We start from the raw sequence: 16,681 nt of genomic DNA on the forward strand, positions 1-16,681 counted from the left end.
TTTTATCATCATTTGTATGACTTACATTATAAATTTTATTATAATGAGGTTAACGCTTTGAAAGGAGTCATCATCATGTCGACCAATAAAAACGATTATGAGCATATGTTGTTTTATTTTGCATATAAAACGTTTATTACTACCGCTGATGAAATTATAGAGAAGTATGGTATGAGCCGTCAGCATCATCGTTTTTTGTTTTTTATCAATAAATTACCTGGTATTACTATTAAATCATTACTAGAAATATTAGAAATTTCTAAACAAGGATCACATGCAACACTTCAAAAATTAAAAGAGCAAGGTCTCATTATTGAAAAAGTTTTAGAGACTGATCGACGTGTCAAAAAATTATATTCGACGGATAAAGGCGATCAACTCATTGCTGAATTGAACAAGGCGCAAGATGAATTATTGCAAAATATATATCAACAAGTCGGTTCGGATTGGTATGATGTGATGGAAGCATTGGCTAAAGGGCGACCTGGCTTTGATTTTATTAAGCATTTGAAAGATGAAAAAGAAAGCTAGCATCAGAAATGTTGAAAATCTTCGCATTCTTAAATTTAAAAAATATGTCAAAAAGTGTATAATAAAAACATATAATTTAATTGAACTCAGTTTCAACACATCTTAGAAAGGAGTTTGAATGATGAAAAAATTAGCAGTTATTTTAACATTAGTTGGCGGTTTATACTTCGCATTTAAAAAATACCAAGAACGTGTTAACCAAGCACCTAACATTGAGTACTAAATTAAACCATAAAAAATTCCCGAACATCTTGTTATAGTGCTCGGGAATTTTTTTATGCTTTACTTGAATATATCAAATATTATTTTTGCGCTTTCTGTATTTTCGATATTACCACTAAATGATTCTGATCTAGGTCCATAAGCGTAAGTATTAACATCTTCGCCTGTATGTCCATCGGAAGTCCATCCTGTATAAGATTTATCATTTACTGGCTTCTGAATTGCGTGTTGTAAGGCTTTTGTTTGTTTTTCTACATCTGCAGATTTTTCATCTTTTTCTTTTTTAAGTAGTCTTTTTAGCTTTTTATTCTCTTTTTTAACTTTTTTCATATCATCTTGTGAAAATTCAAAGCCATAACCTTCATTAATAACTTTTTCAGGGTCTTCACCTTTAGCCATTTTTTCTGTCATATATGATCCAGAGTGTTTCATCGATTTAATCGGTTGAGGATTCCATTCGTATCCTTTATCTTTACCAATTGTTAGACCACCAGTAGAGTGATCTGCTGTTGCAACGACAAGTGTATCTTTATGTTTCTTAGCATATTGAATGGCGTCATCGAATGCTTTTTCAAAACCTTCCATTTCAGACATGACTCCTGTAATATCGTTAGAATGCGCTGATTTATCTATAGAAGCACCTTCGACCATTAAAAAGAAACCTTTTTTATTACGCTCAAGCTTACTAAGTGCACTTTGTTGCATATCAGCTAATGATGGTTCGTCTTTAGAAGCATCTATTGCAAGTGGCATATTTTTATCTGCAAACAAACCAAGCACTTTATCTTTATCAGATTTTGATAACTCCTTACTGTTCGTGGCAAGGTCGTAACCATCTTTTTTGAATTTTTTATCTAAATTGCCATTACTTTTACCGAAATATTTAGCGCCACCGCCTAATAAAACATCAACTTTATGCTTTCCGTTGATTTTATCTTTATAAAATTGTTTAGCGATTTCGTTTTTATCATCTCTAGAAGTCACGTGTGCAGCATATGCTGCTGGTGTTGCATCTGTTAATTCAGCTGTTGAAACAAGACCAGTCGACTTACCTTTTTCTTTTGCACGTTCAAGCACCGTCTTTACTTTCTGCTTGTTACTGTCAACACCGATGGCACCATTATATGTCTTATGACCAGAACTAAAGGCTGTTCCGCCAGCTGCAGAATCAGTAATATTCTGTTTTGGGTCATTTGAATATGTACGATTTGTGCCTTTTAAATATGAATCAAAAGCAGTAGGGGTCATTTCTTTAGCATGAGGATCATTTTTATAATAACGATAAGCTGTGTTAAATGATGGACCCATGCCATCGCCAACTAAAAAGATAACATTTTTTGGATTTTTAGTATTACCAACCGCGAAACTTTCATCTTTAGAACTTTTATCGGATTGCGCAATTGCAGGTGTGACAGAGCTAAAAACTGTTGACACGATAATAAGGTTAGCAACTGCAAATTTTGTGGCTTTTTTAACTGATAACATAAGACATCCTCCTGAGTATATGACTATGTCTTCAGTGTAAAAGAGGAATTTTGAGCAATTATGTAGTTTTAGTTAAAAATATGTAAACAGAGTGATTTAGAATAACAAAAAATGAATATATATGACAATTTGTTATAGAAAGCGTTAGAATAGAAGCGTGTGAAAATATAGAATTAAATATAATTTGAGGTGGAAAAATGATACTAGTAATGTTATCTCCATTATTAATCATATTCTTTATAGTGTTGTCTATTTTAGAAGAGCGTAAACGTACGAAGAAAAAGCAACTCGAGAAAGAAAAAGCAAATACACTAAATCAAAATACAAATGACACGGAAAGTTCAAATCAAGAGCCGTCATTGCAGCAGGCTAAAGAACAAAAAGATAACAAAGGATAATTCAATTGAAGGAAGAAGATTATAGATGAAAATATTAATTGTTGAAGATGATTTTGTTATAGCAGAAAGTTTAGCATCTGAACTTAAAAAATGGAATTACGGTGTTATTGTCGTTGAACAATTTGATGATATACTGTCTATCTTTAACCAACATCAACCTCAGCTTGTATTGCTAGATATTAATTTGCCAACGTTAAATGGTTTTCATTGGTGTCAAGAAATCCGAAAAACATCTAATGTGCCAATTATATTTATTAGTTCCCGTATTGATAATATGGACCAAATTATGGCAATACAAATGGGGGGAGATGATTTTATCGAAAAGCCATTTAACTTGTCATTAACGATTGCCAAAATTCAAGCATTATTGAGACGAACTTATGACTTGTCAGTAGCTAATGATTCATTGACGGTTAAAGGTTGTACATTAATATTAGATGAAGCAAAAGTCGTGTATCAAGAACAAAGCATACAGCTATCTTTGACTGAATTACAAATATTAAAGTTATTATTTCAAAATGAAGATAAATATGTAAGTAGAACTGCTTTAATTGAAAAATGTTGGGAATCAGAAAACTTCATAGATGATAACACATTAGCTGTTAACATGACGCGCCTGCGTAAAAAATTAAATACTATTGGCGTTAATGATTTTATCATTACAAAGAAAAATGTCGGATATAAAGTATAGGGTGAATGCAATGACCTTTCTTAAAAGTATTACTCAGGAAATAGCAATAGTCATAGTTATTTTTGCTTTATTTGGCTTAATGTTTTACCTGTATCATTTGCCATTAGAAGCATATTTACTAGCACTTGGCGTTATTTTATTATTATTACTCATATTCATAGGTATTAAATATTTAAGTTTTGTAAAAACTATAAGCCAACAACAACAAATTGAAAATTTAGAAAATGCGTTGTATCAGCTTAAAAATGAACAAATTGAATATAAAAATGATGTAGAGAGCTACTTTTTAACATGGGTACATCAAATGAAAACACCCATTACTGCAGCACAACTGTTACTTGAAAGAGATGAGCCTAATGTTGTGAATCGTGTTCGTCAAGAGGTTATTCAAATTGATAACTATACAAGTTTAGCACTTAGTTATTTAAAGTTATTAAATGAAACTTCTGATATTTCTGTCACTAAAATTTCGATTAACAATATCATTCGCCCAATTATTATGAAATATTCAATACAGTTTATTGATCAAAAAACAAAAATCCATTATGAACCTTGTCATCACGAAGTATTAACTGACGTTAGATGGACCTCTTTAATGATAGAACAATTAATAAATAATGCACTTAAGTATGCGAGAGGTAAAGATATATGGATTGAATTTGATGAGCAATTCAATCAATTATACGTAAAAGATAATGGTATCGGTATTAGTGAAGCGGACTTGCCTAAAATATTTGATAAGGGCTATTCAGGTTATAATGGCCAGCGGCAAAGTAACTCAAGTGGGATTGGTTTATTTATCGTAAAACAAATTTCAACTCACACAAACCATCCTGTTTCAGTCGTATCTAAACAAAATGAGGGTACAACATTTACGATTCAATTTCCAGATGAATAAAAACTTTCAATATTGTAAGCATACTAGTAACATTTTTTCACTAATTTAAATGTTATTAGTATTTTTTTGTTTTAATATAGAACTAACAAAGAAATGAGGTGCATGCCATGTTGCTAGAAGTGAAACATGTAAAAAAGGTTTATGGTAAAGGTTTGAATGCTACGACAGCACTTAATCAAATGAATTTATCAGTTGGAGCTGGTGAATTTGTTGCAATTATGGGTGAGTCTGGGTCAGGGAAGTCTACACTACTAAATTTAATTGCTTCTTTTGATGGATTAACTGAAGGTGACATTATTGTGGATGGCGCACATTTAAATAATATGAAAAATAAAAGTAAAGCATTGTATCGTCAACAAATGGTAGGTTTTTTTTTTCAAGATTTTAATCTTTTACCAACAATGACGAATAAAGAAAATATAATGATGCCATTAATTTTAGCTGGTGCTAAACGAAAAGATATAGAACAAAGGGTACATCAGTTGACAGTACAATTACATTTAGAGGGATTCTTAAACAAATATCCTTCTGAAATCTCAGGGGGTCAGAAGCAACGTATTGCCATTGCACGTGCATTAGTTACTAAACCGACGATTTTACTAGCCGATGAACCTACAGGTGCACTGGATTCAAAAACATCAAAAGCATTGATGAAGTTATTTCAAGAGATTCATCAATTGGAACAGACAATTTTAATGGTAACTCATTCAAATATCGATGCGTCTTATGCAGAGCGAGTCATTTTTATTAAAGATGGGCGTCTATATCATGAAATATATCGTGGTGAAGAAAGTCAATTAGTTTTTCAACAGCGAATAACAGATAGCTTAGCACTTGTGAATGGAGGAAGTGTCAATATATGAAGTTAAGATTGTTATGGCACATAGTACGACGTCAATTTATTACGCAGCGACTTGTAATCATTCCATTCATTTTAGCGGTAAGTGTACTATTCATGATTGAATATACGCTTGTATCAATTGGGTTAAATAGCTACATAAAACAGAAGAATGACTTCCTAGTACCATTTATTATCATAGCTAATTTTTTTATGGCGCTTTTAACTTTTATTTTTATTTTCTATGCAAATCACTTTATGATGTCACAAAGACGAAAAGAGTTTAGCATTTTTATGACATTGGGCATGACCAAGAAAAGTATGCGTTTAATTGTAGTGATGGAAACTATCTTACAATTTATGATAATTTCAGTCATTAGTATTGCCGGCGGATACTTACTTGGTGCGATATTTTTCTTGTTTATACAGAAAATAATGGGCAGTGAAGTTGCTACGTTAAGGTATTATCCATTTGATACTGTAGCGATGTTTATTACTTTGATTATCATTGCTGTATTAATGGGCATGCTACTTATATTCAACTTGTTCAGTATTAATTTTCAACGACCGATAACTTATCAACATCGTTCCGATTCCAGTGTCATATCACGATGGTTGCGTTACGTTTTAATTGTTATAGGAAGCGCAGCACTATATTTAGGCTATTTTATTGCATTACAACAAGATACGACGTTTGGTGCTTTTTTTAAAATATGGATTGTCATAGGATTAGTTATTATCGGTACTTATGCATTTTTTGTAGGTATAAGTGAAATAATTATTAGTATATTGCAGCAGGTATCAAAAGTTTACTATCATCCACGGTATTTTTTTGTGGTAGTTGGGATGCGTGTACGTCTTAAAATGAATGCAGTCAGTCTTGCAACAATCACTTTGCTGTGTACATTTTTGATTGTAACGCTCACAATGACACTAACAACCTATCGCGATATGAATCATACCATTATGAAGTTGATTACCAATGATTATGATTTGTCATTTAACGACAATTCTAAGTCACAAATAGAACGTCAACAAACGATTGAGCATATTAAACGTGATATACAGGGTTCGGTTAATGCAAAAGACTTCAAAGTATATGAAACGACATTATTTAGAGCTTCTTTAGAAAAGAATCGTGCTTATTACAAGTTAAAACAGGCTAGTGATGATATTCCAATAGACTTCATTGGTAATGAAGGCTCGATATTTTCTAAGCAATCAGTAATGATCACAGCACTTACTGTGCAAGATTATAATCGATATCACCAAAACAAATTACACTTAGACAATCAAAGTATAGGTATGATTACGAATGTACCTATTTTTAAAAAGCAGTCTAAGGTCGGTCTTAATAATGAAGTCTTTAAAGTGAAACAACTTGATGCACATGCGTTAAATTTGATGATGATTCAAGATAGTATGGTTTTAATTGTTAAAGATAACAATCAATTACAAAAAGTAAAAGGATTTTATGCACATGAACAAAAGAAGTCGACAATATCGATAAACTTTAATGTATCTGGAAAGACGAAATTAACAACATCACAAATTCAAAAGCTTTCGAAAAAGTACGATGCATCAATAAATTCTAAATCAGAAATGCTAATGGTTTGGGATCGTCTGACAGGTGGACTAATATTTATAGGTGGCGTGGTATCAATTGTACTTGTCATTGGAATATTTCTAATGATGTACTATAAGCAAGTTTCAGAAGCCTATGCAAATCAGCACAATTATGACATTATGAAAAAACTTGGTTTAGATAATGGGAGAATATCAAAGATAACACGAAATCAAATGACTTTCTTGTTCGCAATACCAATAACAGTAGCACTGATTCATACATTAATTTCTAGCAACATTGTTTATACGTTACTAAATATGCTAGGGATTAATAACCATCATATATTTTTAACATGTTACGTACTAGCTGTCATTATAATTTCGTTTCTATATATGGCGATGTACAAAATAACTTCCTACATTTATGCTAAAGTTATTCATCAACAACGCAATTAACCATGTTTCAGTGAAATCACAATCAATCATGTGTTTTCACTGAAATATATTATATGAAAAAGAAAACCTAAAAATACTACAAATAACAATAACAATTTTCAACCGATAAGATAAAATGTCTTATCGGTTTTTTACTTGTATGACAAGTTATATTTTTGAAATATCAAAAATATATAGCTTGTTTATATAAAATGATTTAAAATGTTTTATAACAACATATTTTATGCAACACATAAAATGGGTAACTAACATCACGAAATCATTGTATTTGTAGTTACACTGATGAAGCGATGTCACAAAGAAATGTCGTTATCAAACGAAGCCCGAAATACATACTGATACTCGAAGTAATGTAACGATAAATAACAATGATAACGATTGATTACTACGCAAAAATATATGTAAATTGACGATTTAAATGCAATTCGTATATATTTTCCAATGATTTACACATTAAAATGTTTGAAAATTGTCACAATTCAGTCTAATTTTAAAGGAAATTAAAATTAAATTAATTACAAAATTCAAAAATCATACATCGTGTCATTTGGATATTGAAAAAGATGAGTCAAATTTATTTCATATATTTTCCAATAACAAATGATTATATCTAAATATACAATCAGAAATATATGTATAGAAATATCAATATGAAAAATAATATGATTAAAAATAATGAATGGCATACTTATAAAGTGTCTAAATATTGGTGGTCAATATTACTTGCAAATACGAATGTTAAGTAATGAAGACAATGCTGAAAAAACAATAAGTGGAAACTCTATATAGAATGTTCGTTTTTATTTTTAATAATTGAATAATCATTATTGATGATTTAATATGTATTCGGTCGCACACGATACAAAGTGACTTGTTTTAATGATATGCAATAATATGACGTTTATCGTCGCGTGTAACAATGTATGAGTGTGTCAGTTTAATTTTAAAAGGGTTATAAGGATATTTAATAAGATAAAGGAGGGATTAATAAACAATCACATGTGAAGTTTTTAAGGATTAAATGAGTTGGGCAGCTCTTTAATCCATAGTTATAACGAATTTTAAATTGTTAGATTTAACGTATGGTATCAGTATGTATGAGTTTAACTTAAGTATTAATCTATAGTTTAAAGAGCGGTCTAATTGTCTTTTTAAAAATAGAAAATAAGGATGATTATAATGAGGGGTTATAACGAAAGATATTGTAGCTGGACTAATACAGCTATACAATGTGATTATTTTAATAAAGTAAGACAGGTGAAAAAAGACGGTAAATCGGATAGGTTGAGCAACAACATAAACTCGAACATTATTTATCGTGTGTTTGAAAAATGTATCACGCTATATAATGTGTATTCGCGGTGTAAACGTGCACTTATTTTATCAGAACATTCTAAAAAGAACATATTCAATATAAAAAAGGCTGTGTAGGGGTGTCTTATGAATAATAGAAATGTGTATGATATCGAAGTAAGTGATTATAAAGGCTTAACTTATAAATTAGAAGCATTTAGAGGTAAAGTGATTTTAGTTGTTAATACTGCAACAGAATGTATATATAGCGAACAATTGAAAAAACTAGAGACTTTGTTTCAAAAATATAAGGATCGTGGGTTTGTAGTGTTGAGTTTTCCGAATAATAATTTTGACAATCGACAACCAGGTTCTAATGAAGAAATCTTGAAAATTAGTCGTGAGAAATTTGGTGTTACATTTCCAGTGCTAGCTAAAATATCTGTGAACGGGAACGATGAACATCCGTTATTTACGCATTTAAAGAATGAACAACCAGGAATCTTTGGGTCCCCAATAAAATGGAATTTCACAAAATTTATAATCGATCGACAAGGCAATGTTGTAAATCGATTCTTGCCAATGGAAGATCCATTGGATATATCGGCAAATATAGAAATATTATTGCAAGAATCTTCATCTTAAATTTAAAATTGAGCGCTTAGTATGCAAATAACACAAGAGCCTCTTAATGATGTACTAATAGTATGTCATTAGGAGGCATTTTATATTTAGAAAATCAGTAATTTGACCTATTTTACTGAAAGGCTGATTTGGTACATAATAAATAGTAAATAAATAAAAAATAACAACGATGCATGACTGTATGCATTAATAACTGACACGACATAATCAAAGTTTTGTCTGAATTACTGTGTCATTCAAACCACATGAAGGTTGTAAATATTTGTAAGTATAACTATCAGACACAACTCAAGTTTGTTTTAATTTATACCATACATATTAAAAAATTGACTGAACTATCGATGAAAAATGAGTCAATCATCTATTTCAAGTTTATTGAGGTGAAAATATTTGAAATTAAATACATCTAATAGTCCATTTACAGAAAAACAAGTCACAGAGATTAACAATCTGCTGCAAACATTAACAGAGAGCCAACAACAGTGGCTTAGTGGTTTTTTACTAGCTAATAGTAACGATACGACAAGTGATAGTAATCAACAACAATTAGAGACAGAAGTGTGGCAACAATCACAAATATCAGAAGAACAAGAAACTTCAACAACGTATATGTTACAAAATAAAGAGCCACATATCGAAGCTAATCAGCGGCATGTCACAGTGCTATATGGTTCTGAATCAGGTAATGCCATGCGTTTAGCTGAAATTTTTTCAGAACGATTAAGTGATATTGGACATCAAGTTGTTTTGATGTCAATGGATGAATATGATACGACAAACATCGCACAGTTAGAAGATTTATTTATTATTACGTCTACTCATGGTGAAGGAGAACCGCCTGATAATGCATGGGATTTCTTTGAATTTTTAGAAGACGATAACGCACCTAATTTAAATCATGTGAGATATTCAGTACTAGCTTTAGGTGATCAAACATATGAATTTTTCTGTCAAGCCGGTAAAGATGTAGATGCTTTACTAGAAAATCTAGGCGCTGAGCGTATATGTAAGCGTGTAGATTGTGATATTGATTATGAAGAAGACGCAGAAAAGTGGATGGCAGACATCATTAATATTATTGATACCACATCAGAAGGTATTCAAAGTGAATCGGTGATAAGTGAATCAATTAAGTCTGCCAAAGAAAAGAAATATTCTAAATCAAATCCATACCAAGCAGAAGTATTAGCGAATATCAATTTAAATGGTACCGATTCAAATAAAGAAACACGACATATAGAATTTTTACTTGATGATTTTAGTGAATCATATGAACCAGGAGATTGTATAGTAGCATTACCGCAAAACGACCCTGAATTGGTTGAAAAACTAATATCCATGTTAGGTTGGGATCCGCAATCTCCGGTGCCAATTAATGATCATGGTGATACAGTTCCTATTGCTGAAGCACTAACATCACATTTTGAATTTACTAAATTAACATTGCCATTATTGAAAAATGCAGATATCTATTTTGACAATGAAGAATTATCTGAACGTATTCAAGATGAGTCATGGGCGCATGAATATGTTATAAATCGGGACTTTATAGATTTAATAACAGATTTTCCAACTATAGAATTACAACCTGAGAATATGTATCAAATCCTTAGAAAATTACCACCAAGAGAGTATTCGATTTCTAGTAGTTTTATGGCAACGCCAGATGAAGTGCATATTACCGTTGGTACGGTTCGTTATCAAGCACATGGACGTGAGAGAAAAGGTGTATGCTCGGTTCATTTTGCTGAGCGTATTAAACCAGGCGATATAGTACCAATTTATTTGAAGAAAAATCCGAACTTCAAATTTCCGATGAAGCAAGATATACCGGTAATTATGATTGGTCCAGGTACTGGTATTGCTCCTTTTAGAGCATATTTACAAGAACGTGAAGAACTTGGTATGACTGGAAAAACATGGTTGTTCTTTGGTGATCAACACCGTAGTTCTGACTTTTTATATGAAGAAGAAATAGAAGAATGGCTTGAAAATGGAAACTTAACACGCGTAGATTTAGCATTTTCAAGAGACCAAGAACACAAAGAATATGTACAGCATCGTATAATGGAAGAAAGTGAACGTTTCAATGAATGGATTGAGCAGGGCGCAGCAATCTATATTTGTGGCGATGAAAAATGTATGGCGAAAGATGTCCATCAAGCCATTAAAGATGTATTGGTAAAAGAACGTCATATTTCTCAAGAAGAAGCTGAGACGATATTGCGTCAAATGAAACAGCGACAACGTTATCAACGCGATGTTTATTAATGCTTCAATGTGTTAAATGTTTTAAGGTGAAATGACGTAAAAAGATATAAAGGATGTAGCGCAATATGAGTATGCCATTGATGATAGATTTAACAAATAAGAACGTGGTTATAGTAGGTGGGGGTACAGTTGCAAGTCGTCGGGCACAAACATTAAGTCAATACGTTGAACATATGACGGTCATCAGTCCGACAATCACTGAAAAACTTCAAAATATGGTAGATAAAGGTGTCGTCATATGGAAGGGAAAAGAGTTTGAACCAAGCGATATTGTAGACGCGTATCTAGTTATTGCAGCAACCAATGAGCCACGTGTCAATGAAGCGGTAAAACAAGCCTTACCTGAGCATGCCCTTTTTAATAATGTTGGAGATGCATCAAATGGCAATGTTGTATTTCCAAGTGCACTACACCGAGACAAGCTAACTATTAGTGTATCTACAGATGGCGCAAGTCCTAAGTTGACAAAATCGATTATGGCAGAGCTTGAGGCGTTATATCCACCATCATATAGTTCGTATATCGACTTTTTATATACTTGCCGACAGAAAATAAAGTTACTAGATATAACATATAACGAAAAGCAACAGTTACTGTCACAAATTGTGTCACAAGAATATTTAAATCATGACAAACAAGCTCAATTTTTAGCGTGGTTGGATGTAAGACAATAATAGCGGGCCGTCTAACCGTCTAAGGTAAGTCTTCTTATTTTAACTTTAACGCTTAATCATTGAAATTAAGACATGGGTGGCTTTGTGAATAGTCTAATAATGAAGGATTTAAGCGATAATGATATGCGTTTTAAATATGAATATTACAATAGAGAAAAAATACGTAGAACAAACTTAATAAAATAGATGGATAAATTGAAATCTGGTTGAAGTCGTGACTATCATAGCGACCTTTAGCCAGATTTTTTGTGCAATAGAAAGCAATAATAAAAATGATAAATCAAAATGAAATACAGGACAGGATATACAAGGATTAGTCATGCCATGTTATCAAGTAGGAAAATCAAACTTCACTATTGATAGTTACACAAAAAAGAAATTTTTGATAAAATGAGTTAACTTAAATATAAAAAATTATATTAATTATTATATTTAAGTTAAAGAGGGGGATTATGTAAATTGTATTAAAAGTGGAGGGAGAAAATAATATGAATAGTGATAATATGTGGTTAACAGTAATGGGGCTCATTATTATTATTTCAATTGTAGGTTTACTCATTGCCAAAAAGATAAATCCAGTTGTAGGTATGACAATCATACCTTGCTTAGGGGCAATGATTTTAGGATATAGTGTGACAGATTTGGTTGGATTTTTTGCTAAAGGGTTAGATCAAGTCATCAACGTTGTTATTATGTTTATCTTTGCCATTATTTTCTTTGGCATCATGAACGATAGTGGTTTATTCAAGCCGCTTGTCAAACGCTTAATATTAATGACACGAGGCAATGTCATTATTGTCTGTGCAATGACAGCTTTAATTGGCACAATAGCCCAATTAGATGGTGCCGGTGCGGTAACATTTTTGCTTTCTATTCCTGCCTTATTACCTTTATATAAAGCGTTAAATATGAATAAATATTTATTGATTCTACTATTAGCATTAAGCGCGGCGATTATGAACATGGTACCTTGGGGAGGTCCGATGGCGCGGGTAGCTGCTGTTTTAAAAGCTAAAAGTGTCAATGAATTATGGTTTGGATTAATACCTATTCAAATAATAGGTTTCATTCTTGTTATGTTATTTGCGGTTTATCTTGGATTTAAAGAACAAAAGCGTATTAAAAAAGCAATAGAGAGAAATGAATTACCGCAAACACAAGATATAGATGTACATAAATTAGTTGAAGTATATGAACGAGATCAAGATGTAAGGTTTCCTGTAAAAGGACGTGCACGAACAAAACCATGGATAAAATGGGTGAATACAGCTTTAACTTTAGCTGTTATTCTAGCGATGTTAATAAATATTGCGCCACCTGAATTTGCATTCATGATAGGTGTCTCATTGGCGCTTGTTATTAATTTTAAATCAGTGGATGAACAAATGGAGCGATTAAGAGCGCATGCGCCGAATGCATTAATGATGGCTGCAGTGATTATTGCAGCAGGTATGTTTTTAGGTGTACTAAATGAAACCGGTATGCTTAAAGCGATTGCGACGAATTTAATCAAAGTGATTCCTGCAGAAGTAGGACCATACTTGCATATTATTGTAGGTTTACTTGGCGTACCATTAGATTTATTAACTAGCACAGACGCTTATTATTTTGCTGTGTTACCGATCGTCGAACAAACAGCAGGGCAATTTGGTGTACCATCTGTATCAACTGCTTATTCAATGGTCATAGGGAATATTATAGGTACATTTGTCAGTCCGTTTTCACCAGCCTTATGGTTGGCAATTGGTTTAGCAGAGGCAAACATGGGCACGTATATTAAGTATGCATTCTTTTGGATTTGGGGATTCGCCATCGTTATGTTAGTAATTGCAATGTTGATGGGAATTGTGACGATTTAAGTATGAAAAAATAGAAACTATGCTCCCGTTACAAAATGAAATAATAGTTGCATAAAGATGTCGAAATGACGGAACGATTCGAGAACAATTTTAAAAATTAATGAAATAATTGTGTAGAAATATGAATTTCACTAAATGTTAATAACTTTGTGACGTTTTAGTTAACAGACTAATAAAAATTTGAAAATACTATATATAGTGGTATAACGTAATGAGTAGACACAATATATAGGAAGAAGGGGTAAAATGAATCAAATCGAAGAAGCATTAACGGGTTTGATTTCTAAAGATCCTGCTATTGTTAACGAAAATGCCAACAAAGATAGTGATACATTTTCAACAATGAGAGATTTAACAGCAGGTATCGTTTCTAAATCTTACGCATTAAATCATTTATTACCAAAGCATGTTGCAGATGCACATCAAAGAGGGGACATACATTTTCACGACTTAGATTATCATCCATTCCAACCATTAACAAACTGTTGTTTAATAGATGCTAAAAATATGCTACATAATGGATTTGAAATAGGCAACGCGAATGTAACTTCACCAAAATCAATACAAACTGCATCAGCGCAGCTTGTACAAATTATAGCCAATGTTTCTAGCAGTCAATATGGTGGCTGTACGGTTGACCGCGTTGACGAATTACTTAGTACATATGCACGACATAATGAAGAACAACATAGGAATATCGCAAAGCAATTTGTCAAAGAATCTGAAATTGATCGTTATGTTGATCAACAAGTCACTAAAGACATCAATGATGCGATTGAAAGTTTAGAATATGAAATTAATACCTTATATACATCTAATGGACAGACACCTTTTGTAACATTAGGATTCGGCTTAGGTACAGATCATTTAAGTCGCAAAATTCAACAAGCTATCTTAAATACTCGTATCAAAGGCTTAGGAAAAGACCGCACGACAGCGATTTTCCCGAAACTTGTATTTTCAATTAAAAAAGGAACCAACTTTAGTCCGCAAGATCCGAACTATGACATTAAACAATTAGCATTAAAGTGTTCAACGAAACGTATGTATCCAGATATTTTAAATTATGACAAACTCGTAGAAATATTAGGCGATTTCAAAGCGCCAATGGGTTGTCGTTCATTTTTACCAAGTTGGAAAGATGCGGAAGGTCATTTTGAAAATAATGGTCGTTGTAATCTTGGTGTTGTTACACTTAATTTACCTAGAATGGCATTAGAATCTGCCGGTAATATGACGAAATTCTGGGAAATCTTTTATGAACGTATCGATGTGTTACATGATGCATTACTTTATCGTATAAATCGTTTGAAAGATGCTGTACCGAATAACGCACCAATTTTATATAAAAGTGGCGCTTTTAACTATAAATTAAAAGAAACAGATGATGTTGCTGAGTTATTTAAAAATAAACGTGCAACGATTTCAATGGGCTATATAGGGTTGTATGAAACAGCTACTGTTTTCTATGGTCCAAACTGGGAAACATCTCAAGAAGCAAAAGCATTTACGCTTGAAATTCTTAAAGAAATGAAACGTTATCAAACGAAATGGACAGAATTATATGACATTTGGTTCAGTATTTACAGTACGCCGAGTGAATCGCTAACGGATCGTTTTTGTCGTTTAGACCAAGAGAGATTTGGAGATATTAAAGACATTACAGATAAAGGATATTACCAAAACTCTTTCCATTATGATGTACGTAAAGATGTTACACCTTTTGAAAAGTTAGATTTTGAAAAAGATTATCCTTATTATACGAGTGGTGGTTTCATTCACTATTGTGAGTATCCGAAACTGCAACACAATTTGAAAGCACTAGAAGCAGTATGGGACTACTCTTATGACAAAGTTGGTTACTTAGGTACAAATATTCCGATTGATCATTGTTATGAATGTGATTACGATGGAGATTTTGAAGCTACTGAAAAAGGATTTAAATGCCCGAACTGTGGCAATGATAATCCTAAAACAGTTGATGTCGTTAAACGAACATGTGGTTACTTAGGCAATCCAGTTCAACGTCCAGTAATTAAAGGCCGTCATAAAGAAATTTGCGCACGAGTAAAACATATGAAAGCGCCTAAAGAATGACACTTTTAGACATTAAACAAGGGCAAGGTTATATTGCTAAAATAGAATCAAATAGCTTTGTTGACGGTGAAGGAGTAAGATGCAGTGTTTATGTATCAGGATGTCCATTTAATTGTGTTGGATGTTACAACAAAGCCTCACAAAAGTTCAGATATGGCGAGAAATACACTGATAAAATATTAGCAGAAATATTAGATGATTGCGATCATGATTATATATCTGGGCTAAGTCTATTAGGTGGCGAACCATTTTGTAATTTGGATATTACATTAAATCTTGTCAAAGCATTTCGAGCACGTTTTGGAAATACAAAGACAATTTGGGTATGGACTGGATTTTTATATGAATATTTAGCAAATGATTGTACAGAACGTCGAGAGTTATTATCATACATTGACGTTTTAGTAGATGGGCTATTTATACAACACTTATTCAAACCTGATTTACCATATAAAGGTTCTTTAAATCAACGCATTATAGATGTACAACAATCACTCTCGCATGCGCGTATGATTGAATATATTGTTAGTTGAATATGTATTAGAAGTCAAGGTAACATCCGTTGCCTTGGCTTCTTTTTAGGTTAGGCACATAATTGAAAGTTGATAAAAGCAATTCTTTAGAAAAACATATTGATAGAATATGACCTAACAATCATTTTGATACTAATACTAAAAGTTGCATATACATTTTAAAAAAAGTTGAAAGAGAAAAGTGGTACTTTAGTGGGAAGGAAGTCTAACTTTTTGGTAGCGTT

At 32.2% G+C, this 16,681-nt stretch carries 18 protein-coding genes and 1 pseudogene; 17 read left to right on the forward strand and 2 right to left on the reverse strand.

Annotation, left to right across the window (positions count from 1 at the left end):
* Positions 1-75: 75 nt before the first annotated feature.
* Both NST10_RS10275 and NST10_RS10280 read left to right on the forward strand, forming a co-directional pair.
* The gene (locus tag NST10_RS10275; RefSeq protein WP_000106185.1) at positions 76-531 is read left to right on the forward strand and encodes a MarR family winged helix-turn-helix transcriptional regulator; all 456 of its coding nucleotides are present in this window, start codon (positions 76-78) and stop codon (positions 529-531) included.
* 121 nt (positions 532-652) lie between these two features.
* Complete coding sequence (locus NST10_RS10280) at positions 653-754, forward strand: SE2200 family small protein (protein WP_000731972.1); 102 nt, start codon at positions 653-655, stop codon at positions 752-754.
* 59 nt (positions 755-813) lie between these two features.
* Here NST10_RS10280 and NST10_RS10285 read toward each other — a convergent pair whose 3' ends face one another.
* Positions 814-2,238, reverse strand: a complete 1,425-nt coding sequence (locus NST10_RS10285; RefSeq protein WP_000953743.1) for an alkaline phosphatase — start codon at positions 2,236-2,238, stop codon at positions 814-816.
* Positions 2,239-2,435: 197 nt separating this feature from the next.
* Here NST10_RS10285 and NST10_RS10290 point away from each other — a divergent pair, with 197 nt between their 5' ends.
* From NST10_RS10290 to NST10_RS10325, 8 genes are all read left to right on the forward strand, one after another.
* A complete protein-coding gene (locus NST10_RS10290; RefSeq protein WP_000604727.1) occupies positions 2,436-2,636 on the forward strand; it encodes a hypothetical protein in 201 nt (66 codons plus the stop codon).
* Positions 2,637-2,661: 25 nt separating this feature from the next.
* Positions 2,662-3,327 carry a nisin susceptibility-associated two-component system response regulator NsaR gene (gene nsaR, locus NST10_RS10295; protein ID WP_000697879.1) on the forward strand — a complete coding sequence of 222 codons (666 nt, stop codon included), beginning with the start codon at positions 2,662-2,664 and terminating at the stop codon, positions 3,325-3,327.
* Between the two features lie 10 nt (positions 3,328-3,337).
* Positions 3,338-4,225, forward strand: coding sequence for a nisin susceptibility-associated two-component system sensor histidine kinase NsaS (gene nsaS / locus NST10_RS10300; RefSeq protein ID WP_000143418.1), 888 nt, complete (start codon positions 3,338-3,340; stop codon positions 4,223-4,225).
* A 107-nt stretch (positions 4,226-4,332) separates the two neighbouring features.
* Positions 4,333-5,088 carry an ABC transporter ATP-binding protein gene (locus NST10_RS10305; protein ID WP_339209797.1) on the forward strand — a complete coding sequence of 252 codons (756 nt, stop codon included), beginning with the start codon at positions 4,333-4,335 and terminating at the stop codon, positions 5,086-5,088.
* The gene (locus NST10_RS10310) at positions 5,085-7,085 is read left to right on the forward strand and encodes an ABC transporter permease (protein WP_339209798.1); all 2,001 of its coding nucleotides are present in this window, start codon (positions 5,085-5,087) and stop codon (positions 7,083-7,085) included. Before NST10_RS10305 ends, NST10_RS10310 begins: the two co-directional genes overlap by 4 nt.
* Before the next feature lie 675 nt (positions 7,086-7,760).
* A complete protein-coding gene (locus NST10_RS10315; protein WP_014937089.1) occupies positions 7,761-7,874 on the forward strand; it encodes a hypothetical protein in 114 nt (37 codons plus the stop codon).
* Positions 7,875-8,255: 381 nt separating this feature from the next.
* A complete protein-coding gene (locus NST10_RS10320) occupies positions 8,256-8,516 on the forward strand; it encodes a hypothetical protein (protein ID WP_001791293.1) in 261 nt (86 codons plus the stop codon).
* Between the two features lie 9 nt (positions 8,517-8,525).
* Positions 8,526-9,023: a glutathione peroxidase gene (locus tag NST10_RS10325; protein ID WP_001065267.1), complete on the forward strand. Its 498-nt coding sequence runs from the start codon at positions 8,526-8,528 to the stop codon at positions 9,021-9,023.
* Between the two features lie 107 nt (positions 9,024-9,130).
* Here NST10_RS10325 and NST10_RS10330 read toward each other — a convergent pair whose 3' ends face one another.
* On the reverse strand, positions 9,131-9,223 hold the full coding sequence (locus NST10_RS10330; protein ID WP_031774855.1) for a hypothetical protein: 93 nt from the start codon (positions 9,221-9,223) through the stop codon (positions 9,131-9,133).
* A 190-nt stretch (positions 9,224-9,413) separates the two neighbouring features.
* Here NST10_RS10330 and NST10_RS10335 point away from each other — a divergent pair, with 190 nt between their 5' ends.
* The 7 genes and pseudogenes from NST10_RS10335 (at position 9,414) to NST10_RS10365 (ending at position 16,666) form a co-directional block, all read left to right on the forward strand.
* Entirely contained in the window at positions 9,414-11,294 is a 1,881-nt protein-coding gene (locus tag NST10_RS10335; protein ID WP_000775162.1) for an assimilatory sulfite reductase (NADPH) flavoprotein subunit, read from the forward strand.
* Between the two features lie 65 nt (positions 11,295-11,359).
* Positions 11,360-11,968 (forward strand): NAD(P)-binding protein, encoded by a 609-nt coding sequence (locus tag NST10_RS10340; RefSeq protein ID WP_000062534.1) that lies wholly within the window; start codon positions 11,360-11,362, stop codon positions 11,966-11,968.
* Positions 11,969-12,040: 72 nt separating this feature from the next.
* Entirely contained in the window at positions 12,041-12,154 is a 114-nt protein-coding gene (locus NST10_RS10345) for a hypothetical protein (protein WP_001806110.1), read from the forward strand.
* Positions 12,155-12,456: 302 nt separating this feature from the next.
* Positions 12,457-13,827 (forward strand): CitMHS family transporter, encoded by a 1,371-nt coding sequence (locus NST10_RS10350; protein ID WP_001083492.1) that lies wholly within the window; start codon positions 12,457-12,459, stop codon positions 13,825-13,827.
* A 246-nt stretch (positions 13,828-14,073) separates the two neighbouring features.
* Complete coding sequence (gene nrdD / locus NST10_RS10355) at positions 14,074-15,924, forward strand: anaerobic ribonucleoside-triphosphate reductase (RefSeq protein WP_001071721.1); 1,851 nt, start codon at positions 14,074-14,076, stop codon at positions 15,922-15,924.
* Positions 15,921-16,457, forward strand: coding sequence for an anaerobic ribonucleoside-triphosphate reductase activating protein (nrdG, locus tag NST10_RS10360; RefSeq protein WP_000173336.1), 537 nt, complete (start codon positions 15,921-15,923; stop codon positions 16,455-16,457). Before nrdD ends, nrdG begins: the two co-directional genes overlap by 4 nt.
* Before the next feature lie 99 nt (positions 16,458-16,556).
* A pseudogene (locus NST10_RS10365) lies at positions 16,557-16,666 on the forward strand (hypothetical protein).
* Positions 16,667-16,681 lie beyond the last annotated feature (15 nt).

Origin of the sequence: Staphylococcus sp. FSL W8-0305, assembly GCF_037966415.1 — a bacterium.
In the GTDB taxonomy this organism is placed as follows: domain Bacteria; phylum Bacillota; class Bacilli; order Staphylococcales; family Staphylococcaceae; genus Staphylococcus; species Staphylococcus aureus.

What these genes read in the sequence shown, in the direction of transcription:
- NST10_RS10275 (WP_000106185.1), top strand. Translation starts at nt 76, where the DNA reads ATGTCGACCAATAAAAACGATTATGAGCATATGTTGTTTTATTTTGCA.
- NST10_RS10280 (WP_000731972.1), top strand. Translation starts at nt 653, where the DNA reads ATGAAAAAATTAGCAGTTATTTTAACATTAGTTGGCGGTTTATACTTC.
- NST10_RS10285 (WP_000953743.1), bottom strand. Translation starts at nt 2,238, where the DNA reads ATGTTATCAGTTAAAAAAGCCACAAAATTTGCAGTTGCTAACCTTATT.
- NST10_RS10290 (WP_000604727.1), top strand. Translation starts at nt 2,436, where the DNA reads ATGATACTAGTAATGTTATCTCCATTATTAATCATATTCTTTATAGTG.
- nsaR (WP_000697879.1), top strand. Translation starts at nt 2,662, where the DNA reads ATGAAAATATTAATTGTTGAAGATGATTTTGTTATAGCAGAAAGTTTA.
- nsaS (WP_000143418.1), top strand. Translation starts at nt 3,338, where the DNA reads ATGACCTTTCTTAAAAGTATTACTCAGGAAATAGCAATAGTCATAGTT.
- NST10_RS10305 (WP_339209797.1), top strand. Translation starts at nt 4,333, where the DNA reads ATGTTGCTAGAAGTGAAACATGTAAAAAAGGTTTATGGTAAAGGTTTG.
- NST10_RS10310 (WP_339209798.1), top strand. Translation starts at nt 5,085, where the DNA reads ATGAAGTTAAGATTGTTATGGCACATAGTACGACGTCAATTTATTACG.
- NST10_RS10315 (WP_014937089.1), top strand. Translation starts at nt 7,761, where the DNA reads ATGAATGGCATACTTATAAAGTGTCTAAATATTGGTGGTCAATATTAC.
- NST10_RS10320 (WP_001791293.1), top strand. Translation starts at nt 8,256, where the DNA reads ATGATTATAATGAGGGGTTATAACGAAAGATATTGTAGCTGGACTAAT.
- NST10_RS10325 (WP_001065267.1), top strand. Translation starts at nt 8,526, where the DNA reads ATGAATAATAGAAATGTGTATGATATCGAAGTAAGTGATTATAAAGGC.
- NST10_RS10340 (WP_000062534.1), top strand. Translation starts at nt 11,360, where the DNA reads ATGAGTATGCCATTGATGATAGATTTAACAAATAAGAACGTGGTTATA.
- NST10_RS10345 (WP_001806110.1), top strand. Translation starts at nt 12,041, where the DNA reads ATGGGTGGCTTTGTGAATAGTCTAATAATGAAGGATTTAAGCGATAAT.
- NST10_RS10350 (WP_001083492.1), top strand. Translation starts at nt 12,457, where the DNA reads ATGAATAGTGATAATATGTGGTTAACAGTAATGGGGCTCATTATTATT.
- nrdD (WP_001071721.1), top strand. Translation starts at nt 14,074, where the DNA reads ATGAATCAAATCGAAGAAGCATTAACGGGTTTGATTTCTAAAGATCCT.
- nrdG (WP_000173336.1), top strand. Translation starts at nt 15,921, where the DNA reads ATGACACTTTTAGACATTAAACAAGGGCAAGGTTATATTGCTAAAATA.